This is a genomic window from Pseudarthrobacter woesei, from assembly GCF_055412745.1.
The window spans coordinates 269,141-289,507 of record NZ_JBVAYU010000003.1 but is presented as its reverse complement, the minus strand read 5'-3'; the positions used below and the strand labels follow the sequence as shown (position 1 = coordinate 289,507).

General features: G+C 66.7%; 15 protein-coding genes and 2 tRNA genes. 7 read left to right on the top strand and 10 right to left on the bottom strand.

Annotated features, from left to right (window positions below; translation table 11 throughout):
- Positions 1-61: 61 nt before the first annotated feature.
- The 8 genes from ACZYZE_RS06770 to ACZYZE_RS06735 all read right to left on the bottom strand — a co-directional run bounded on the left by ACZYZE_RS06770 (position 62) and on the right by ACZYZE_RS06735 (position 12,268).
- Complete coding sequence (locus tag ACZYZE_RS06770) at positions 62-829, bottom strand: ABC transporter ATP-binding protein (RefSeq protein ID WP_459317529.1); 768 nt, start codon at positions 827-829, stop codon at positions 62-64.
- Positions 826-3,615: an ABC transporter permease gene (locus ACZYZE_RS06765; RefSeq protein WP_463906965.1), complete on the bottom strand. Its 2,790-nt coding sequence runs from the start codon at positions 3,613-3,615 to the stop codon at positions 826-828. The genes ACZYZE_RS06770 and ACZYZE_RS06765 overlap by 4 nt, the downstream gene beginning before the upstream one ends.
- Before the next feature lie 203 nt (positions 3,616-3,818).
- Positions 3,819-5,414, bottom strand: coding sequence for a phosphoglycerate dehydrogenase (serA, locus tag ACZYZE_RS06760; protein ID WP_463906963.1), 1,596 nt, complete (start codon positions 5,412-5,414; stop codon positions 3,819-3,821).
- 134 nt (positions 5,415-5,548) lie between these two features.
- Complete coding sequence (ilvC, locus tag ACZYZE_RS06755) at positions 5,549-6,574, bottom strand: ketol-acid reductoisomerase (protein WP_459317526.1); 1,026 nt, start codon at positions 6,572-6,574, stop codon at positions 5,549-5,551.
- Positions 6,575-6,660: 86 nt separating this feature from the next.
- Positions 6,661-7,176, bottom strand: a complete 516-nt coding sequence (gene ilvN, locus ACZYZE_RS06750) for an acetolactate synthase small subunit (RefSeq protein WP_459317525.1) — start codon at positions 7,174-7,176, stop codon at positions 6,661-6,663.
- A 2-nt stretch (positions 7,177-7,178) separates the two neighbouring features.
- A complete protein-coding gene (locus ACZYZE_RS06745) occupies positions 7,179-9,080 on the bottom strand; it encodes an acetolactate synthase large subunit (RefSeq protein WP_459317524.1) in 1,902 nt (633 codons plus the stop codon).
- A 398-nt stretch (positions 9,081-9,478) separates the two neighbouring features.
- Positions 9,479-11,200, bottom strand: a complete 1,722-nt coding sequence (gene ilvD / locus ACZYZE_RS06740) for a dihydroxy-acid dehydratase (protein ID WP_463906960.1) — start codon at positions 11,198-11,200, stop codon at positions 9,479-9,481.
- Between the two features lie 129 nt (positions 11,201-11,329).
- Positions 11,330-12,268 carry a LysR family transcriptional regulator gene (locus tag ACZYZE_RS06735; protein WP_463906958.1) on the bottom strand — a complete coding sequence of 313 codons (939 nt, stop codon included), beginning with the start codon at positions 12,266-12,268 and terminating at the stop codon, positions 11,330-11,332.
- 134 nt (positions 12,269-12,402) lie between these two features.
- Between ACZYZE_RS06735 and ACZYZE_RS06730 the strand changes: the two genes are divergently transcribed.
- The 3 genes from ACZYZE_RS06730 to ACZYZE_RS06720 all read left to right on the top strand — a co-directional run bounded on the left by ACZYZE_RS06730 (position 12,403) and on the right by ACZYZE_RS06720 (position 14,796).
- A complete protein-coding gene (locus ACZYZE_RS06730) occupies positions 12,403-13,374 on the top strand; it encodes a sunset domain-containing protein (RefSeq protein ID WP_463906956.1) in 972 nt (323 codons plus the stop codon).
- 54 nt (positions 13,375-13,428) lie between these two features.
- Positions 13,429-14,604, top strand: a complete 1,176-nt coding sequence (locus ACZYZE_RS06725) for a PQQ-dependent sugar dehydrogenase (RefSeq protein WP_463906954.1) — start codon at positions 13,429-13,431, stop codon at positions 14,602-14,604.
- Between the two features lie 116 nt (positions 14,605-14,720).
- Positions 14,721-14,796, top strand: a tRNA-Lys gene (locus tag ACZYZE_RS06720).
- A gap of 334 nt (positions 14,797-15,130) precedes the next feature.
- Here ACZYZE_RS06720 and ACZYZE_RS06715 read toward each other — a convergent pair.
- Together ACZYZE_RS06715 and ACZYZE_RS06710 are read right to left on the bottom strand one after the other, a co-directional pair.
- On the bottom strand, positions 15,131-15,268 hold the full coding sequence (locus tag ACZYZE_RS06715) for a hypothetical protein (RefSeq protein ID WP_463906952.1): 138 nt from the start codon (positions 15,266-15,268) through the stop codon (positions 15,131-15,133).
- 232 nt (positions 15,269-15,500) lie between these two features.
- On the bottom strand, positions 15,501-15,983 hold the full coding sequence (locus tag ACZYZE_RS06710; RefSeq protein ID WP_463907160.1) for a MarR family winged helix-turn-helix transcriptional regulator: 483 nt from the start codon (positions 15,981-15,983) through the stop codon (positions 15,501-15,503).
- A gap of 157 nt (positions 15,984-16,140) precedes the next feature.
- Here ACZYZE_RS06710 and ACZYZE_RS06705 point away from each other — a divergent pair, with 157 nt between their 5' ends.
- The 4 genes from ACZYZE_RS06705 (at position 16,141) to ACZYZE_RS06690 (ending at position 20,355) form a co-directional block, all read left to right on the top strand.
- On the top strand, positions 16,141-18,399 hold the full coding sequence (locus ACZYZE_RS06705; protein WP_463906950.1) for a putative bifunctional diguanylate cyclase/phosphodiesterase: 2,259 nt from the start codon (positions 16,141-16,143) through the stop codon (positions 18,397-18,399).
- A 289-nt stretch (positions 18,400-18,688) separates the two neighbouring features.
- A complete protein-coding gene (bcp, locus tag ACZYZE_RS06700) occupies positions 18,689-19,162 on the top strand; it encodes a thioredoxin-dependent thiol peroxidase (protein WP_463906948.1) in 474 nt (157 codons plus the stop codon).
- Positions 19,163-19,290: 128 nt separating this feature from the next.
- A tRNA-Leu gene (locus ACZYZE_RS06695) sits at positions 19,291-19,372 on the top strand.
- A 308-nt stretch (positions 19,373-19,680) separates the two neighbouring features.
- Positions 19,681-20,355: a fasciclin domain-containing protein gene (locus tag ACZYZE_RS06690; RefSeq protein WP_459320217.1), complete on the top strand. Its 675-nt coding sequence runs from the start codon at positions 19,681-19,683 to the stop codon at positions 20,353-20,355.
- Positions 20,356-20,367 lie beyond the last annotated feature (12 nt).

Here is a 20,367-nt window from a genome sequence, read left to right as displayed (position 1 = left end):
CTGTGGACTTACCTTTTCTGAAGCGGTGCGGGCCGGAGGGCGGGAGGCGCTGCGCCTGAACCTAGATCAGTTCGGTCAGGGTATCGCTCTGGCGGACCAGTTCGTGGTCATGTGAAGCCACCAGGACGGCGATTCCGTCCGACGTCGTGTCCTTGAGGATGCTGATGATGCGGTTCGCCGACGCACGGTCCAGGCTGGCGGTGGGCTCGTCGACCACCAGCACGCGGGTGCCGAGGATCAGGGCCCGGGCGATCGCCACACGCTGGCGTTCGCCGCCGGAGAGCTGGGCGGGGCGGTGGCGCATGCGCCGGCCCAGTCCCACCAGGTCCAGGAGGTCCTTGGCCATGTCGCGGCGCTTGTCCACCTCGCCGTCGGGCACGGCGGGCAGCAGGACGTTCTCCAGGGCACTCATCCCGTCGATCAGGGCACCGCCCTGGTCCACGTAGCCGATCAGGGCCCGACGGCGGTCGGCGATCTCGTCGTCGCCCATGGTTTCGAGCGAGTCGCCTTCCCAGAAGACCCGGCCCGACGTCGGCAGGGTCAGGCCCGCACCCACGGTCAGGATGCTGGTCTTGCCCGAGCCGGAACGGCCGGCGACGCAGTGCATCTCGCCGGCGTGCAGCGTCATGTTGAAGTCGTCCACCACGTTGACGGCCTCGGCACCGCCCTTGCCGCCGCCGTAGTGGATGGTGATGTTGCTGAGCTCCAGCGGCGTGGCGTGGTCCGTGGCCTTTACGATCGTGTTGGCGCGGGTCTGGTGGGCGCCCCGCCGGGTACTCGCCGTCATCTGCTCGTGAGCGGCCCGGTCAAGGTTCAGGTCGTTATTCATCGGACCACTTTCGTTGCAATGGGAATCCAGATAAGTACTGCCACGAGTCCGGCGAGGCCGGCCCAGAGTGCGGCATAGGGGGCGAGGAGGAGGCCGACGCCGAGGGCGCCGAGGACACCCAGCGGCAGCGCGACCGTCCCCACCATGGCGTTTTCGAAGAAGCGGACCTGGCCCAGCATGTCCGGGTTCCAGCCCATGGCCTGCAGCGTGCCGAGGTACTGGCGTTTGGACTGCAGCTCGAAGCGGCCGGTGACCATGGTCAGCAGCAGCCCGACGGCAACCCCGGACAGGGCCAGGACGATGCTGGGCAGCGCGATGCTCGCGGCAGCCAGCCCGCTGAGCGCACTGGCGCCGGCGGCCCGGGGAATGTCGATCAGCAGGGCGGTCATTCCGCCCACCGCTGCCCCGAAGACGCCGACGGCAACAGCCAGGGAGCCGGTGTTGAACTTGTTCGTGCTCAGCTGCCGGTTGGCGAAGGTGAGCGGGGAATCGACGGCGATGAGGCGTTCATCGTGCTGCGGTTCTTGGTCCACCACGTCGCGGTGGCGCAACTGCTGCGCTGCGAAGTAGGCGGCCCCCACATACAGGGCCAGGACGGAAGCCGAGACGATGGCCGTGGCAGCGTTCCAGCTGATCAGGCTCAGGGCGATGCCGGCGACGGCCAGCAGGGCCGCTCCGACGCCGAATTCGGCCAGCACCCAGGAACGGATCCTGCGCTGGGTCCATCCCATGGCACGCAGCGTCCCGGCCTCGCTGCGCCGTTTCCGGACGTAGCTGACGGTCGAGGCGCCGGTCAGCAGGGCGGCACCGCAAAGGGTAAGGAAAAGCAGGGTCAGGTTGGTGCCTGTCAGGGAGCCGGAAACGGCGTCCGCGGCGTCCTGGCGGACCCACGACTGCTGGACGGTGCCCAGCGGCGATTCCTTGCCGGCGTCGTCCTTGGAGTAGCCGGGGAGGAAGATGCCGGCGTCCTCGCGGGCGGAACCGGCGACGACGGTCGCCTGCAGGCCCATGTCGCGGATCTCGTTGGCGAGCTTCTCGACCTCGGGCTGCGCCTGCTTCCAACTGCCGGGCACCTTGGCCCGGACGCGGACGGCGTCGATCGCGGCGGCGTTCTGCTCGTAGCCGCGGGCGGCTGCCAGGCCGTAGTAGTCGGTGATGGCACCGGCGGACTGGCTGGCCAGTCCCGTGGCGCTCAGTGAGGGCTTGAGTTCGGTGTCCTGGACGTCCTTGCCGGACGCGTCCTTGGTCAGGCTGAACGGGGTGGGGTCGTAGCCGCCCAGCGGCAGGCGGTTGACGTCACCGGCAACCTCCTTGACCTTGTCGGCGTCGAACGTTCCGTAGACCATGGCGAGCGGCGTGGCGAGCTTTTTGCCGGTCTCGAGGTCCTCGCGGTAGGAGCGCTCGTCGACGGGCTTTCGCTGCGTCTGGTCCACGGGGGCGCCATTGGCGGCCTTCTCCGGCAGCCGGTTCACGGTCACCCAGTCACCGGGTTTGGCGGTCTTGTCGACGGCGCCGTTGCCGGCGGTGTCGCCGTCCTTGTACTTGGGGGCGGCAGCGAAGTCGGTGCTCCAGGTGGCGGGGTTGTAGAGGCCCTGGCTGAAGCTGCCGGTGTCTCCGAGCAAGGCGGACAGGTCCTTGGAGCCGGGCCAGGCGAGGGCGAACGGGGACTTGGAGACGAACGGCAGGTAGTCCTTGTCCAGCGAACGGGCCACGGTGCCCACATCCTTGGTGACGTTGCCGGAGGCGTCGATTTCCTCGATCTTGACCGAGTATTTGAGGTCCAGGGAGGTGCCGGAACGGACGATCAGCGGGATGGCCTGCGAATCGGCGGTCAGCAGCCCGGCGCGCTTGGCCTGCTGGTACTGGCTCATCAGCGGGGCCCAGTACTTGAGTTTGACGCCCAGGAAGTCGGGGCCTTCCTTGAGCTTGTCCATGCCGATGCCGCTCGTGAAGAGGCTTTCGAAGTGGCGGCCGATCGCGCCGGCGTTGCGGGCATCAGCCGGCGGGGCCTTCTCCAGCGGGGCGAGGAAGTCACCGGCGGTGCCCAGCAGGGCACGCTCGGAGACGGGGTCGACGGCGACGACGGACTCGGTCACCTGCGGGGCGAGCGGCAGCGAAACGGCGAGGTTGAACAGGTTGTGCTCGGACCCGCCGGCCGGGGCGGGGAACTTGATGCCGGTCTCCCCTGCCGGGCCCGCGATGCGGACGTTCTTGCCGCCGGCGACCTGCTCTTCGATGAGCTCGGCCTTGCCAAGGGATCCTTCCGCCATGGTCTTGAACAGTGTCTGGTCGGAATGGCCGTCGGAGCTGACGGCGCTGGCGGTGAGCCGATACTTCTTGGGCGTGGCGGACAGGACCGATTCGGCGGCCGGCCACTTGCTCGGATCGGTGGCGCTGGGGTCTCCGGCGGTGCCGGCAAGTCCGGCGTTGAAGCCGAGGTAGTCGGTGGCTTCGAGCCGCGGGGCTTCGAGGTTCTGGCTGACCCGGGAGACGAGGCTGATCGGGGCCGCCACGGAGGTGCCCGTGAGCTTCCGGATGGAGTCCAGCTGCTCGAAGCTGATGCCGCCCTGGCCGCTGGCGATCTCCGGCTGCATCAGCCCGCCGTTGCCGTCGGCCCTGGCCTGGACGAGGACGTCGTAGAGTCCCCGGGAGTTCTGGTCGACGGTCCGGTTCAGGGCCGCCTGCGACTGACCCTGGACGAGGACCGAAAGGCACATGGCCACGATCAAAATGGACGCGGTCAGCAGCAGCACTCTGCTTCTGATGAACCTCTGGACGGCGTTCATTGGGCTCCTGAAAGCTGGATTGCGTGCGCACACCGCTGTTCATTCCATAGGAAGTGAAGGCGTCCCCTGCCGGGCGTGCAAAAGTAAAGGCCGGACTGCCGGCCAGATCCGAAATTCGGACCTAGCCATTGTACGCAGACCGGCCGCTGGTTCGCGGACGCCGGCGGCGGTCAGGCCGCCCGCCGGCATCCGCGTGGAGGACGCTAGTCCTCGAGATCGACCTCGCGTACCATGTCAGCGCCGATTCCGGCCTTGATGGCGTCGAGGACCTGTTGCGGAACCGAGCTGTCGATTGTCAGCAGGGCGAGCACCTGGCCGCCCTCAGTCTGGCGTGCCACCTGCATGCCGCCGATGTTGATGTTGTTCATGCCCAGGATGTGGCCGATGGTGCCGATCACGCCGGGCCGGTCCGAGTAGGCAACCACAACGAGGTGTTCGCTGATGGGGATCTCCACCTCGAAGCCGTTGATTCCCACGAGCTTCTGGACCTGCTTGGGTCCCGTCAGGGTCCCGGCCACCGAGATCTGGCTGCCGTCGCTGAGGGCACCGCGCAGGGTCAGGACGTTCCGGTAGGACTCCGTGTCCGGCGTCGTGATCAGGCGGACGTTGATGCCGCGCTGTTCGGCGATCACGGGGGCATTGACGTAGGAGACCTGCTCGGTCACGACGTCGGCGAAGATACCCTTGAGCGCCGCCAGCTCCAGCACCTTGACGTCGAGGGAGGAGATTTCGCCGGCCACCTCGACGTCGAACTGGGTGAGCGAGGCGTGGGTCATGGCGGTGAAGATGCGGCCCAGCTTCTCCATCAGCGGGATGCCCGGGCGGACGTCCGGGGCGATGATGCCGCCGGCGACGTTGACGGCGTCGGGGACGAGTTCGCCGGCCAGGGCCAGGCGGACGGACTTGGCGACAGAGACGCCGGCCTTTTCCTGTGCCTCGTCGGTGGAGGCGCCCAGGTGCGGGGTCACCACGACGTTGTCGAGCTTGAAGAACGGCAGGTCGGTGCTGGGTTCCGTGACGAAGACGTCGATTCCGGCGCCGGCGATCTCACCGGACTCCAGCGCCGCGTAGAGGGCTTCCTCGTCCACCAGGCCGCCGCGGGCGACATTGACGACGTACGCGGTGCTCTTCATCTTCTTGAAGGATTCCGCGCCGAGCATACCGACGGTCTCGGGGGTCTTGGGCATGTGGATGGTGATGAAGTCCGACTGCGCGAGCAGCTCGTCGAGGGTCACCAGCTGCACACCGAGCTGCGCGGCACGGGCCGAGGTGATGTAGGGGTCGTAGGCGAGGATCTTGGTGTCGAAGCCCTTCAGACGGGCCGCAACGAGGGCGCCGATCCGGCCGAGGCCGATGATGCCGATCTTCTTCTCGAACAGTTCGATGCCGGTGTACTTAGAGCGCTTCCACTCGCCGTCCTTGAGCGCCGCACTGGCCTGCGGGATGTGGCGGGCGAGGCTCAGGATGTGGCCCACCGTGAGTTCGGCGGCGGAGACGATGTTCGAGGTGGGCGCGTTGACCACCATCACGCCGGCCTGGGTGGCGGCTTTGATATCGACGTTGTCCAGGCCCACGCCGGCGCGGGCGATTACCTTGAGGTTCTTCGCGGCGGCAATTGCCTCGGCGTCCAGCCGGGTGGCGGAGCGGACCAGGATCGCGTCGACATCGGCGATCGCAGAGAGCAGCTGGGAACGGTCGGCGCCGTCGGTCTGCCGGATTTCAAAGTCCGGGCCGAGGGCCTCGATCGTGGCGGGCGAAAGTTCCTCAGCGAGGAGTACTACAGGTTTGGTGCTAGTCACCGGTGACCTCTTTAGCTCTCTTGTATAACAGGCGCGGATATTGGCGAAACGTCTGGTGCGTCAAGACGTCTGGTGCATAAACGCAGGGAAGCCGGACCCCAGGGTTGGTGTCCGGCTTCCCTGCCGGTCAGTGCCTAGCGGGCCACTGAGCCTTCGGTGTAGTCGTCTTCGTTTTTGATCCAGGAGAACAGTTTGCGAAGTTCGCGGCCGGTGGCCTCGATCGGGTGGTCCTCGCCCTTCTTGCGCAGTGCCGTGAACTCGGGGGCTCCGGCGTCCTGGTCGTCGATGAACCGCTTGGCGAAGGTGCCGTCCTGGATGTCCGCCAGGACAGCCTTCATGTTTTCCTTCACGTCCGGGGTGATGACCCGCGGGCCGGAGACGTAGTCGCCGTATTCCGCGGTGTCGGAGACGCTCCAGCGCTGCTTGGCGATGCCGCCTTCAACCATGAGGTCGACGATGAGCTTGAGCTCGTGAAGTACCTCGAAGTAGGCCACCTCGGGCTTGTAGCCGGCTTCGGTGAGGACCTCGAAGCCGTACTGGATCAGCTGCGAGGCGCCGCCGCACAGGACAGCCTGCTCGCCGAAGAGGTCGGTTTCGGTCTCTTCGGTGAAGGTGGTCTCGATGACGCCCGCGCGGGTGCCGCCGATGGCCTTGGCGTAGGACAGGGCCAGTTCCTTGGCTTTGCCGGACGGGTTCTGCTCGACGGCGATCAGGTCAGGCACGCCGCGGCCTGCCTCGAACTCGCGGCGGACGATGTGGCCCGGGCCCTTGGGGGCAACGAGGGCGACGTCGACGTCTGCGGGGGCCTTGATGTAGCCGTAGCGGATGTTGAAGCCGTGTCCGAAGAACAGGGCGTCGCCCGGCTGCAGGTTCGGGGCGATGTCCTCGGCGTAGACGTGGCGCTGGACCTGGTCCGGGGTGAGGACCATGATGAGGTCGGCTTCGGCAACGGCTTCGGCGACGTTCAGGACACGAAGGCCCTCGGCCTCGGCCTTGGCGCGGGACTTGGAGTCTGCCTTGAGGCCGACGCGGACGTCAACACCGGAATCGCGCAGGCTCAGGGCATGGGCGTGGCCCTGGGAGCCGTAACCGATGACGGCGACGGTGCGGCCCTGGATGATCGACAGGTCGGCGTCGTCGTCGTAAAACATTTCAGTCACTGGGGTGTCTCCTTTGAGTGGATTCTTGTGGTGCGTATCGGGAAAAACTGGTGGTGGTACCGGTGCTGCGTGCCTTACGCGGTGCCTTAAGCGCTGCGCAGGGCCCTGTCGCTCATGGAGCGGGATCCCCGCCCAACGGCCAGGGTGCCGGACTGCACGATTTCGCGGACGCCGAAAGGCTCCAGCACGGAGAGCAGCGCCGACAGCTTTTCGGGGTGGCCCGTGGCCTCAATGACCACCGATTCGGTGGAGACATCGACCACTGCAGCGCGGAACAGGTCTGCAGCCTGGGTAACCTGCAGCCGTGTTGCGGCATCCGCACGGACCTTGACCAGGATGTGGTCGCGCTGTACGGAAGATTCGGGGGTGAGCTCAACGATCTTGATCACGTTGACCAGCTTGTTCAGCTGCTTGGTGATCTGTTCGACCAGCTCACCGTCGGCGTCGACGACGACGGTCATCCGGGACATGCCCGGGACTTCCGTCGGGCCGACGGCCAGGGAGTGGATGTTGAAGGCGCGGCGGGCGAAGAGGCTGGCCACGCGGGTCAGCACACCGGGCTTGTCTTCGACCAGAACGGACAGTGTGTGGCGGGTGGTCATGTTCAGTCCTCTTCTTCCCAGTCCGGGGTCATGTTGCGGGCAACCTGGATCTGGTCGTTGCTGACTCCGGCGGGGACCATCGGCCACACCATGGAGTTCGGGCTGACGACGAAATCAATGACCACGGGCCGGTCGTTGATCGCCAGGGCTTTCTGGATGGTGGCGTCGATGTCCTCGTCGCGCTCACAGCGGAAGGCTGCGCAGCCGTAGGCGTCCGCGAGCTTGACGAAGTCCGGGATACGGACGGTGTCGTGCCCGGTGTTGAGGTCGGTGTGGGAGTAGCGGCCCTCGTAGAAGAGGGTCTGCCACTGGCGCACCATGCCGAGGGATGAGTTGTTGATGATGGCCACCTTGATGGGGATCTTGTTGATCGCGCAGGTGGCCAGTTCCTGGTTGGTCATCTGGAAGCAGCCGTCGCCGTCGATCGCCCAGACCACGCGGTCCGGTTCGCCCACCTTGGCGCCCATGGCCGCCGGTACGGCGTAGCCCATGGTGCCGGCCCCGCCGGAGTTCAGCCAGGCGTGCGGGCGTTCGTACTTGATGAACTGCGAGGCCCACATCTGGTGCTGTCCCACGCCGGCCACATACACGCCCTCGGGACCGGTGAGCGCTCCGATGCGCTCAATCACCCGTTGCGGGGCGCTGAGGCCGTCGTCCGGTTCGGTCCAGCCGAGCGGGTAGGTGTCCTTGAGGTTGTTCAGGAAAACCCACCAGTTGGTCAGGTCCGGGGTGCCGGAGGCCGCGAACTGCACACGGAGGGCCTCGCTCAGGTCCGGGATGATCTCCTTGACCGAGCCCACGATCGGGACGTCGGCCGTGCGGTTCTTGGAGATTTCCGCCGGGTCGATGTCCGCGTGGATGACCTTGGCGTTGGGGGCGAAGGACTTCAGGATGCCGGTCACCCGGTCATCGAAGCGCGCGCCGAGGGTGATCAGCAGGTCGGACTGCTGGAGTGCGGTCACGGCGGACACGGTGCCGTGCATGCCGGGCATACCGACGTGCTGCGGGTGCGAGTCCGGGAAAACGCCGCGGGCCATCAGGGTGGTGACCACGGGGGCGCCGGAGAGCTCGGCCAGCTCCAGCAGCTCCGCCGAGGCATGGGCTTTGACCACCCCGCCGCCCACGTAGAGCACGGGCTTGCTGGCAGCCGCGATGAGCCGGGCGGCTTCGCGCAGCTGCTTGTTGTGGCCGCGGAGCACGGGGTGGTAGCCGGGCAGGTCGATCTTGGGCGGCCAGGAGAAGGTCATCTGGCCCTGCTGGGCGTCCTTGGCGACGTCCACGAGCACGGGGCCGGGACGGCCGGTCGAGGCGAGGTGGAAGGCCTCGGCCATCACGTGCGGGATGTCGTTGGGGTCCGTGACCAGGAAGGAGTGCTTCGTGATCGGCATGGTGATGCCGACGATGTCCGCTTCCTGGAAGGCGTCGGTGCCGATGACGGCGCTGGCGACCTGTCCGGTGATGGCCACCATCGGCACGGAGTCCATGTGGGCATCCATGATGGCGGTGACGAGGTTGGTGGCACCGGGACCCGAGGTGGCGATGCAGACGCCAACCCGTCCGGTGACCATGGCGTAGCCTTGCGCGGCGTGGCCGGCTCCCTGTTCGTGACGGACCAGAATGTGGTTCATTCGGGAGGCCATCAAGGGGTCGTAGGTGGGCAGGATCGCGCCACCGGGCAAACCAAAAATATCGTCCACGCCGAGTTCTTCGAGCGAGCGGACGATTGCTTGTGAGCCGGTCATCGCGGTCGGGGGTACGACGTTGTTCGGCCCAAGGACAGGAGAGACAGCGGCAGCAGTGTCGACGCCGGCGTCAGCCGGACGTTCGACGCGTTCCGGAGCCTTGGGGGCACCAGCGGACTTCGTGGCCATCAGCGCTGGGCTGATCGGCGATCCTTTGCTCATCGGACTCTTCCTTTGTGGATCTGGTAATCATGGAACTGCAGGGGCGGATCTACGGTGATCTGGGAACTGCGGTCAATGCGTGGTGCCGGTGCTGCAGGTGGTGCGGGAAACAAAAAAACCCCTCAGCCTGACGGCTCTTCGAGGGGTTGCGCGTGACGGTTCGTTGCCGGTCGGGCTATTGAGCCACGCGCCTGGTAAGAACGACGCCGATGGTAACGAATGCGATCATGCGTTCAGTGTTCCCTCTGAGTGAGACGAGTGTCAACGAGCCCGGCCCTTGTCTCACTATCTGGACTTCATTGTCCACCTACTGGTCCTCTTCCCAACTGGCTCGCACGTGTGGCCGTTCTGACGGTCCTAAACGGCCCTGCTGCGAGTCAGTTGGGAGAGCTCGACCGCTACCCGCAATAAGCGCCCGTGGAGGCGCTGTGGACGAGCTTGGCGTACTTGGCGAGGACACCCTTGGTGAACTTGGCCGGGATCGGCTCCCAGCCGACCTTGCGGGCGTCGAGCTCCGCGTCGTCCACGAGCAGGTCGAAGGTGCGGGCCGCAATATCCACGCGGATCTTGTCGCCGTCCTTGACGAAGGCGATGGGGCCGCCGTCTGCCGCTTCCGGGGCGACGTGGCCGATGCAGAGGCCGGTGGTTCCGCCGGAGAAGCGGCCGTCCGTCAGCAGCAGGACATCCTTGCCGAGACCCGCGCCCTTGATGGCACCGGTGATGGCGAGCATTTCGCGCATGCCCGGTCCGCCCTTGGGTCCTTCATAGCGGATGACGACGACGTCGCCGGCCGTGATCTGGCCCTTGTTGAGTGCGTCCAGGGCGCCCTGTTCACGCTCGAAAACGCGGGCGGATCCTTCAAAAACGTCGGCGTCGAAGCCGGCACTCTTCACAACGGCGCCTTCGGGGGCCATCGAACCGTGCAGGATGGTGATGCCGCCGGTCTTGTGGATCGGGTTGTCCATGGCGCGGAGCACCTTGCCGTCGGGATCCGGCGGGTTGATCGCGGCGAGGTTCTCGGCCACCGTTTTGCCCGTCACGGTGAGGCAGTCGCCGTGGATCAGGCCGGCGTCGAGCAGGGCCTTCATGATGACCGGCACGCCGCCGATCTTGTCGACGTCGGTCATGACGTAGCGGCCGAACGGCTTGAGGTCGCCCAGGTGCGGGATCTTGTCGCCGATGCGGTTGAAGTCCTCGAGGTTCAGATCGACTTCCGCTTCCCGGGCGATAGCGAGCAGGTGCAGCACGGCGTTGGTGGAGCCGCCGAAGGCCATAGTGACGGCGATGGCGTTCTCGAAGGCCTTCTTGGTCAGGATGTCGCGGGCCGTGATGCCGAGCCGGAGCAGGTTGACCACGGCCTCGCCGGACTTGTGCGCAAAGACGTCGCGGCGGCGGTCCGCGGAGGGCGGGGCGGCGGAGCCGGGCAGGGACATGCCCAGCGCCTCGCCGATGCACGCCATGGTGTTGGCGGTGTACATCCCGCCGCAGGCGCCTTCGCCCGGGCAGATGGCCCTTTCAATGCGGTCCAGGTCCCCGCGGCTCATCTTGCCGGCGGCGCAGGCGCCCACGGCTTCGAAAGCGTCGATCAGGGTGACTTCCTTTTCGGAGCCGTCCTCAAGCTTGACCCAGCCCGGCATGATCGAGCCGGCGTAGAGGAAGACCGAAGCCAGGTCCAGCCGGGCGGCTGCCATCAGCATGCCGGGCAGGGACTTGTCGCAGCCGGCCAGCAGCACCGAGCCGTCGATCCGCTCGGCCTGCATCACGGTTTCCACCGAGTCGGCGATGACTTCGCGCGACACCAGGGAGAAGTGCATGCCCTCGTGGCCCATGGAGATGCCGTCGGAGACGGAGATGGTACCGAACTGCATAGGGAAGCCGCCGGCGGCGAAGACGCCTTCCTTGGCGCCCTGGGCGAGCCGGTTCAGGGAAAGGTTGCAGGGAGTGATTTCGTTCCAGGAGCTCGCCACGCCAATCTGCGGTTTGGCGAAGTCGTCGTCGCCCATGCCGACCGCCCGGAGCATCCCGCGCGACGGTGCGGCGTGGATTCCATCGGTGACCACCCGGCTGCGGGGTTTGATGTCCGGTTTGGTGCCTGTTGCTGTTTGGGTGTCCTCACTCATGGCTCAAAGTCTAGGGCGCCGCCGCCAAGGGGAACGACCCGGAACGGACCATTAAGCGTAATAGCAGGAATATTTCGATCAAATAGTGGACTCTCGTCTCACCTCATGGAAGGGGCCGCTTGTACCGGCTCAGTTCAGGTGGGCGGCGTCACGCAGTTCCGGAGCCTCGGACACCGCCTGTGCCTCGGCTTTGAGCAGGCCCAGCACCTGTTGGATGGTGGTCCGGGCCGCGACGTCGGGGCGGGCCAGTGCCACGATGCTGCGGCGGGCTTTAACCCCTGCAAGCGGCCGGAGGACGAAGCCCCTCCCCTGGTTCTTCAGCGCAGTGTAGCGGGGCAGCAGGCTGAGACCGTGACCGGCGCTGACCAGGGCCTCAAGGACCCGGAGATCCGGGTAGAGCTGCGCGCGCACGGCACGGGAATCGGCCTGCACCTCGATCTGGCGGAGCACCGTGTCGAAGGGGAAGCCGTCCGGCACGCCCATCCAGGGGAATCCGATGACGTCTTCCGCGTAGAGGGTGGCCTTGCCGGCGAGCGCATGCCCCTCCGGGATCGCGACGTCGAGGGGCTCGTCCAGCAGCGGAACCACCGTGAGGCCCAGCCGGGCGAAGACTTCGGGACCGTCGACGCTATGCGCCAGGACAATGTCGTAGTCGGCGGTGAGGCCGGCGAATCCGGCAACGTTCGGGTCCTCGAAGTGCGCCTCGAAGCGTAGTCCGTCAATGGCCTTGACGCGGTGCAGAAGCCCCGGCAGGAACATCTCGGCGGCACTGGGGAAGAAAGCCGCCTTGACCTGCGTCTGCCAGCCGAGCCGGTAGGTGTCGATGGTGGCCTCCGCCCTCGCCATGGCGGTGGCCACCTCGGCCGCGGCTCCGGCCATCGCGAGTCCCGCCTCCGTGAGCCGGACTCCCCTGCCGGACTTCTCCACCAGGACCACCCCCAGTTCCTCCTGGAGCGTCTTGAGTTGCTGCGAGACGGCGGAGGGCGTCACGTTCATCGCCTCGGCGGTGGCGCCGACAGTGCCGCGATCGGCCAGTTCCCGGAGAATCCGCAGTCTCTTCAAATCCATGCACCGAGGCTACAGTGTTGACCTCCGGTGCCGGGCAGCCGGTGCTGGACAGCCGGCTCGGCGCGGACGTACCGTCAAGGCAACGGCAACCTTGCCTAGATGGAACCCCGCCTTGTGGACAGAAAGGCTCTGCTATGGACTGGATCATTTGGCTCATCGTCATCGTGGTGATTGTCGCCGTCGTCTGGTGGCTGCTGAACCGCAACAACTCCCGTGGCAAATCAGGATCCGCCGGCACCGGGACCGCTCCGACCCACGATTCCACCCATCCGCACCCGCACGACGCTGTCCACGGCGCCAGCCACCGCGGCGCCCTGTCCGGCGGAGGATCCGCGGCTTCCGCGTCGGCAGCCGGCCTGGCCCGGATGCCAAAGGCTGGGGGCTTCAGCCAGGCCGAACCCGATGTGGAACCGGAACCCGAGCCCGATCCGATTGCCACCGCTGAGGATGCCGCGGCCGCAGAGGCTCACGCGGCGGCACGCGCCGCGGCGCGCGCTCAGTCGGGCGCTCAGCAGGGCGCTCCGTCGGGTACTGCGGCGGGCGCTGCGGCGGGCGCTGAAGCGGCCCCGGCCGCGGAAGGCCCTGAATGGGAAACCCAGTGGTCCGAGACGCCGCCTGCGGCAACGCATACGGTCCCCCTCCAGGAGCCCGGCCTCGGCACCCCCGGCGACCACGGCGACCACGTCATGGAGGCCCCCGCGGCCGGTGCGGCGGCAGGCGGGCCAGCGCCGGCGGCCATCCCGGTGCATCACCCCGAATACACCGCGCCCCACTCCCCCACGCTCCCCGGTGCGGAGTCGGCCGCGGCCGAGGCCGAGACAGCGCAGACGGCGGCGTCCTCCGCAGCCTCCGAAACCGCTGCGAGCCACTCGCCCGAACCGGCAGGCCATCTCGCCGTGGACCAGCCTTACGGCGAGGGATCGGCGTCACCGGCGGCCGACGGCAGCGGCCCCGAAGGGTTCGCCGTCAAAGGCAACGCCTCGTCGATGATCTACCACGATGAAACCAGCACCGCGTTCGAGGAAACAACCGCCGAAGTCTGGTTCCTGTCCCCGGCCCATGCCGAAGCCGCCGGCTTCCGGCCACCCCGCCGGTCACGGCAGTAGTCGACGGCACGGCTGAGGGCCGCAGGGAAGAGCCCCACCGCGGTGGGAGACCGGATGGCGACGAGGACGGGGCGCAGCCATTCAGGCGCGCCCCGAGCTGCGGCGCGGGCCGGAGTCCGGGCCCCACTGATAGCTGCTGTAACGATTCTGCTGGCGGCCTGCACGGGCAGCAGCACTCTGCCGGCAAGCAACAGCGCCCCGGCGGCCAGCAGCCCGGCATCGGATGTCCCGCAGGGTGCAGCCAGGCTGACGGTGGCCGGCCGGATCGACGCGCAATTGCAGGTGCCGTGGTCGACCGTCTTCCTGCCCGACGGCACCGCCGTCATTTCCGAACGCGACAGTGCCCGGCTCAGGTCGATCGGCAGCGGACCGGGCAGTGGGGGTTCGGTAGGCGGCGGGCGGGCCGGCATCGTCGGCCAGGTGCCCGACGTCGTGCCCGGCGGCGAAGGCGGACTGCTGGGGCTGGCTCTCTCGCCCGATTTCGCGTCAGATCGGTACCTGTACGCCTATTTCACGGCGGCCGGTGACAACAGAGTGGCCCGTATGCGCCTCGAGGAAGACGGCGGGCAGCTGCGGCTGGGACCGGCGGAGGTCATCTTTGCTGGAATCCCGAAGGCCTCCACGCACAACGGCGGACGGATCCGGTTCGGGCCGGACGGGTACCTGTATGTCGGCACCGGCGATTCGCAGCGCCGCGAGCAGCCCCAGAACACGAATGCCCTTGGCGGCAAGATCCTCCGCCTCACGCCCGGGGGCCGTCCCGCTCCGGGAAATCCGTTCGGTGACAACCCGGTGTACAGCCTCGGCCACCGCAACGTCCAGGGGCTCGCGTGGGACAGTGCCGGCCGGCTGTGGGCCAGCGAATTCGGTCCCGAGGTCAATGACGAGCTGAACCTGATAGTGCCGGGCGGCAACTACGGCTGGCCGGAGGTGACCGGCGCCCCGCACCGCACCGGTTTCCTTGACGCGAAGCTCGTGTGGCCGTCGACGGCGGAGTCCTCCCCAAGCGGACTCGAAATAGTCGGCGATACGGCATATCTCGGCGCCCTCCGCGGCCAGCGGGTCTGGGCTGTCCCTCTCGGCGGGGAATTTGCCGGTACTGCTATGAGCTATTTCACACAGCAGTACGGCAGGATTCGGAACGTCTCGTTGGCCCCGGATGGCCGTCTCTGGGTGCTCAGCAACAACCAAAACCCTGATTTTGTAATGGTTTTGGACCTCCCCGGATAGGTACCCCAGCCCACACCCGGCCCGATTTCACACGATGTCGAAATTCGTGTAGAGTTTCATGTCGTTGCGGAGAACAAAGAGGGAAACAAAAAGCCCCGGCGAACGAAACAACAGATGCACCTCTAGCTCAATTGGCAGAGCAATTGACTCTTAATCAATGGGTTCCGGGTTCGAGTCCCGGGGGGTGCACCACAAGGGAAAACCCCGTCCTGTTAGGCTGAAAAGCTTGGCAGGGCGGGGTTTTTTGTCGTGACGTGAACCCCGAAACTATTCTGCTGCGGATGCCGCCACCGCTTCGGGTGTGTCCGGGTGTGGGTCGCAGTCGCCACAGAACACATTTTCAACAATGTCACCGCAACACTGACAGCGGTGATCCAAGGCCGCGGATTCGACGATGTAGGTAGTCATAGCCACATGTTCCCCCGACGGCTGCGCGTCCGCACACAGTAGCTGCTACCTGTTTCCAGCGCAGGACTACTTGCCGGTCTGCTGGCCGGGGGCGCAATGCCCGCGACGGGCCAAGGTCTCAGAACGCGCGCCGGACCGCAGCCGGCTGGAAGTGGATCGGCAGCGGCAGCTGGAGCGGGCGGGTGCCGACGGGTTCGTCGAGCAGTTCGTTAATCGAGGTCTGCCCTTTCAGTTCCGCCGGCGGGTTCGCGTCCATTGCTTGAGCCTATGCGCCGCCGGTGGCCGGGCAGGTGAGGGACACGGGAACGCGAAGGACCGCCGGTGCGGAAGGGCTCCGGAACGGCAAGCGCTCCGGGGTCCGGGGTCCGGGGTCCGGGGTCCGCATGATGGTGGCCCCCGCGCGGCAGCCGCCGTCGGACTAACCCCGCCGGAACCACCCCACAAGAGCCGTGGCCGGGGCAGGGAAGCACGATGGGTGTGGTGGTCCGCTAGTTCAGGTTGTTCACCTCGACGGCCAGGCCGGGCTCGGCGGCCGTGACAATGGCCTTGACCTCGGGAGAGGAAATGCGGGTGGCCAGTTCGGTGACAACGGCCTGGAGTTCCTGCCGCAGCACGTCGGGGTCGATTGACGCCGCGGCGAGGACGGAGCGCTCCATGTCGGCCGCTTCGGCCACGGCCTGCCGGCCACGGTCGGTCAGGGACACCACGTGGCTGCGGCGGTCGGAGGTGCTGCGCTGCCGTGAGATGTGGCCATGCGTTTCCAGACGGCTCAGCGTCTTCCCCATGGTCTGCGCCTGAACCCGAACCAACTGGGCCAGCTGGGCCTGCGTCATGGGTCCGTTAACTGAGAGCACTTCCATGGCGATGACCCCGGCATGGGTCAGGCCAATGGCCCCCAGCTTCTCGTTCCAGGAGTGTTCAACAAGGCGGGCTGCCGTGGACAATAGGCGCCCGGTGGGCCAGCGATCCATATCAGGCATACCAACGAGTATAGCGAGCGCAAGATTCGTCGCCCGCACCGTGGCTCATTGGGTCCGGGTATTCCCCACCCGCCGAATTGGGCCCGTGGCCCGCCGGGATGCCGCGGAACGGAGCTGGTACGCTGACCCCCGGACCTCGGAGGCATCTGTGAAACGAAATGTAAACGGGCAGCCTGCCCCGGCGGTTTTCGGCACTATCGGCCTGCCGGTCGTGGCGATGGCGGTGGCACTTTTCACGTATTTCCTGGCCCGGCTGCTGCACGGCGAGGGGTACGTCGCCGTCGTCGACGGCTGGATGGCCATGGTCACGGAGTGGGTCACGGTGGCGGTCTGCTGGCTGGCCCTGCGACGCTCCGCTGCCGTCCCGGGCGAGCTGGTCCTGGCCGCGGTTGCGGTGACGGCGACGGCCTTCGGCGATACCTATTACTCGCTGGCCCAGGATGAGACAGGTACCGTGCCCTCGCCTTCTCCGGCCGACATCGGTTACATGCTCTTTTATGCCTTGATGCTCCTGGCCCTGGTCATCATTGTGGGCAGAAGGCTGCGAAAGGCTGCGCTGCCCGTCTTCCTGGACAGCGCCGTGGCCGTCTGCGGCTCCGCTGCCGTACTGGCAGTCCTCCTCGAACCCGTCCTGGAATCCTCCGCCGATACGCCGTTTTCGGCCGGTACCGTCATCATCGTCGCCTACCCGCTTTTCGACCTGCTGCTCATTGCCGTGATTGCGGCCATCATCGCGTCGCAGCGCGAATCCGACAAGCACTGGGCCTATCTCGTCGCCGGGATGCTTGTTTTCACCGCCGCGGATGTCGTGTTTGCGCTCGGTGAGGAATCGGGCGCCTACTCCGTCGGGTCGAACCTTGACCTGGTGTGGGCCGCAGGGTTGGCGCTGATTGCCGTGTGGCTGGATCGGGCGTCGCGTCCGGGGAGCCCGGGACGGGGCCAGGGCAGTGCACATCAGGCGCTGATTGTGCCGGGCCTCGCGACGGCGGCAGCCCTGGGGGTTCTACTCCTGGGCAGCCAGCAGCATGTGCCGCCGTACGCGCTCGCGCTGGCCAGCATCACCTTGGTCCTTGCCGCCGTTCCGCTGGCATTCCGCCACCGTCTGCTGCGCAGGTTGACCCGCACGGATGATTTGACCGGATTGCTGAACCGGCGGGCGTTCAACGAGGACTGCAGGCAACGCATTGCTGCCGCCGGGAACCGGAGAGGCGCACTGCTGCTCCTCGATCTGGACCGTTTCAAGGAAATTAACGACAGCCTGGGCCACGAGGCCGGCGACCGCTTGCTGATCCAGGTGGGGGCCCGGTTGTCGCATTCGCTCCGCTCCGGGGACCTGCTTGCCCGGCTCGGTGGCGATGAATTCGCGGTACTCCTGGGCGACAGCGACGGTGACGAAGCGACGGCCGTCGCCCACAAGATCCGGGATGCCCTGGCGGAATCGTTCACGGCGGGAGGCATTGCCCTGCGTACCAGCGTCAGCATCGGCGTCGCGCTTTTCCCTGCGCATGGGAACGACGTCAACTCGTTGCTGCGCAAGGCCGACATGGCGATGTACCGTGCCAAGACGGCCCGGAGCGGACACCACATTTATCATCAGGACGACGACCAGCAGGGCGAGTTGCGGCTGCGGACGATTCAGGAGCTGCGGACCGCGCTGGCCGCGGATCAGCTGATTTTGCACTATCAGCCCCAGGTTGACCTTGCCACGGATGAGATCCACGGCGTCGAGGCCCTGGTCCGTTGGGACCACCCCACCCGCGGAGTCCTCGCACCGGAAGATTTCCTTCGCCTGGCCGAGGAATGCGGTCTTATGCATGACCTCACCCTCGTGGTGCTGGAAAAAGCGCTGGACCAGGCAGCCCGGTGGCATTCGAAGCACGGGTCCCTGACCGTCTCGGTGAACATCTCCGCCAGTTCCCTGGTGGACATCGGGCTGCCGCGGAGGATCGGTTCAATGCTGCGCGAGCGCAGGCTGCCGGCAAGTGCCCTGGTCCTGGAAATCACCGAGGACTTCCTCATGGCGGACCGTGACCGGGCGCGGGAAATCCTGATCCAGCTCAGGGAGAACGGTGTGCAGATCGCCGTGGATGATTTCGGGACCGGCTACAGCTCTCTCGCGTACCTTCGTGAGCTGCCGATCGACGAGCTCAAGCTTGACCGGTCCTTTGTGCTGCCGATGGACTCCGATCCCCGGGCCTCGGCGCTTGTTGCCTCCACGATCGCCCTGGCGCACAGTCTCGGATTGCGGATTGTGGCGGAAGGTGTGGAGAGCCGGGAAACGCAGGAAGAGCTGACAAAACTCGGCTGCAACAACGCACAGGGACACTTTGTCTCGCGGCCCGTCAGTGCCGCGGAGCTGGACGGCTGGCTTGCAGCCCGCCAGCTGGAACCCGTCCGGCACGTCTAGGAAACTTCGATGCGGAGCCGGCCGTGGGACCGCGGCCGTCTATCCGGGTGCCACTGGGTGTTATTCGTCGGTCGGTGACGCGTATCGTTGGGACCGCACGGCGCCGACGCGGCGAAGCGGCGAAGCGGCGCAGCGGCGCAGCGGCGCAGCGGCGAAGGATCATCACCGCTGACGGTTCCCCCATGACCAGGCTGCCCGGGCCGGCCGGCTGCAGCATCGGAGTCGACTGCGCCAGCGAAAGCCCACGCTGGCAAGCCGATCCAGCCTCAATCACCGTAAGGATATTATCTTGCCCGAACGACTCATTCCCGGTGCCCCGGCGCCGGACTTCACGCTGAAGAACTCTGACGGGAAGGACGTCTCGCTGACGGATTTCCGCGGCCGCAGCACGGTGGTCTACTTCTATCCGGCAGCCTCCACCCCGGGGTGCACCAAGCAGGCCTGCGACTTCCGCGATTCCCTCGCATCCCTGCAGCAAGCAGGCTACGACGTACTGGGCATCTCCCCCGACCCCGTGGACAAGCTCGCCAGGTTCGCGGCCGCGGAAGGCCTGGCTTTCCCGCTGCTCTCCGACGAGGACCATACCGTCGCCGGGTCCTACGGGGCCTGGGGCGAGAAGAAGAACTACGGCCGGACCTATGAAGGACTCATCCGTTCCACCGTCGTCATCGATCCTGACGGCAAGGTCGCCGTTGCCCAGTACAACGTCCGGGCCACCGGGCATGTCGCGAAGCTCCGCCGCGACCTCAAGCTGGACGCCTAGCCGGAGACCCGGCGCCGCCGTCGGGATGTCCCGGCCGCGACGCCGCCGCCTGGAGGCACTGCGAAATGTACAATGGAGCCTGGCATCCGCCGTCGACGGTCCTTTGACCTGATAGACGGCGACGCCGCGCGCGAGTGGTGAAATTGGCAGACACGCAGGATTTAGGTTCCTGTGCCTTCGGGCGTGGGGGTTCAAATCCCCCCTTGCGCACAAAGAACCCCGGTCTTCGGACCGGGGTTCTTTTCTTATTTAGCCGGGCTCAGCCGGACTGGCCCGGTTTTGCCGGCCTGCGCACCCGGAGCCGTTGCCGCGGCGCCGGATGCGTCCCAAAACCGGGCCAGTCCGGCCGCGGTTGCCCGGCCCAAAAAAATTCTCAAGCCGCACCCATCCGTTTCCCCGCACCCGGCGAATACCCATTGAGACACCAGCCAAGGGCCGGTGCCCCACCAAGTCGGAAATGGGCCAGAGCGGCAACGATCGCCGCAGGCAACGATCGGCACAACTAAGGAGAAACCGAAATGCAGACCATCAAGCGCAACACCCTCGCCGTTGCAGGTATCGCCGCTGCAGCAATGCTCAGCCTCACTGCCTGTGGCGGATCCAGCACAACCGCCTCCAGTTCCTCGGCTCCGGCGTCCACCCCGTCGGCCTCCAGCATGGCGCCGTCGCCGTCCACGAGCTCCTCGGCTGCCATGGATCCGGCAGCCAACCTCGTCGGTGCGGGTTGCGCCGGATACGCCGCGAAGGTGCCCAGCGGTGCCGGTTCCGTCTCCGGAATGGCCCTCGACCCGGTAGCCGTGGCCGCCTCGAACAACCCGATCCTCACCACCCTGACGGCGGCCGTGTCCGGCAAACTCAACCCCAAGGTGAACCTGGTGGACACCCTGAACGGCAGCGAATTCACGGTCTTCGCACCGACCGATGACGCGTTCGCCAAGATCGACGCCGCCACGATCGAAACGCTGAAGACGGACGATGCCCTGCTCAGCAAGATCCTGACCTACCACGTGGTTCCCGGCCAGATCAGCCCGGACAAGATCGTTGGCACGCACAAGACCGTCCAGGGCGGTTCCGTGACGGTCACCGGCACGAAGGAGGCCCTCAAGGTTGACGACGCCGGCGTGGTCTGCGGCGGCGTAAAGACGGCCAACGCCACTGTTTACATGGTGGACTCCGTCCTGATGCCCAAGTAAGCAGCACCAAGC

Excerpts from the sequence above, each read along its gene's own strand:
- ACZYZE_RS06735 (WP_463906958.1), bottom strand. The coding sequence starts at position 12,268 with ATGGATTTGAAGAGACTGCGGATTCTCCGGGAACTGGCCGATCGCGGC.
- ACZYZE_RS06710 (WP_463907160.1), bottom strand. The coding sequence starts at position 15,983 with ATGGATCGCTGGCCCACCGGGCGCCTATTGTCCACGGCAGCCCGCCTT.
- ACZYZE_RS06745 (WP_459317524.1), bottom strand. The coding sequence starts at position 9,080 with ATGAGCAAAGGATCGCCGATCAGCCCAGCGCTGATGGCCACGAAGTCC.
- ilvN (WP_459317525.1), bottom strand. The coding sequence starts at position 7,176 with ATGACCACCCGCCACACACTGTCCGTTCTGGTCGAAGACAAGCCCGGT.
- ACZYZE_RS06730 (WP_463906956.1), top strand. The coding sequence starts at position 12,403 with ATGGACTGGATCATTTGGCTCATCGTCATCGTGGTGATTGTCGCCGTC.
- ACZYZE_RS06715 (WP_463906952.1), bottom strand. The coding sequence starts at position 15,268 with ATGGACGCGAACCCGCCGGCGGAACTGAAAGGGCAGACCTCGATTAAC.
- ilvD (WP_463906960.1), bottom strand. The coding sequence starts at position 11,200 with ATGAGTGAGGACACCCAAACAGCAACAGGCACCAAACCGGACATCAAA.
- ACZYZE_RS06690 (WP_459320217.1), top strand. The coding sequence starts at position 19,681 with ATGCAGACCATCAAGCGCAACACCCTCGCCGTTGCAGGTATCGCCGCT.
- ACZYZE_RS06725 (WP_463906954.1), top strand. The coding sequence starts at position 13,429 with ATGGCGACGAGGACGGGGCGCAGCCATTCAGGCGCGCCCCGAGCTGCG.
- ACZYZE_RS06765 (WP_463906965.1), bottom strand. The coding sequence starts at position 3,615 with ATGAACGCCGTCCAGAGGTTCATCAGAAGCAGAGTGCTGCTGCTGACC.
- ACZYZE_RS06770 (WP_459317529.1), bottom strand. The coding sequence starts at position 829 with ATGAATAACGACCTGAACCTTGACCGGGCCGCTCACGAGCAGATGACG.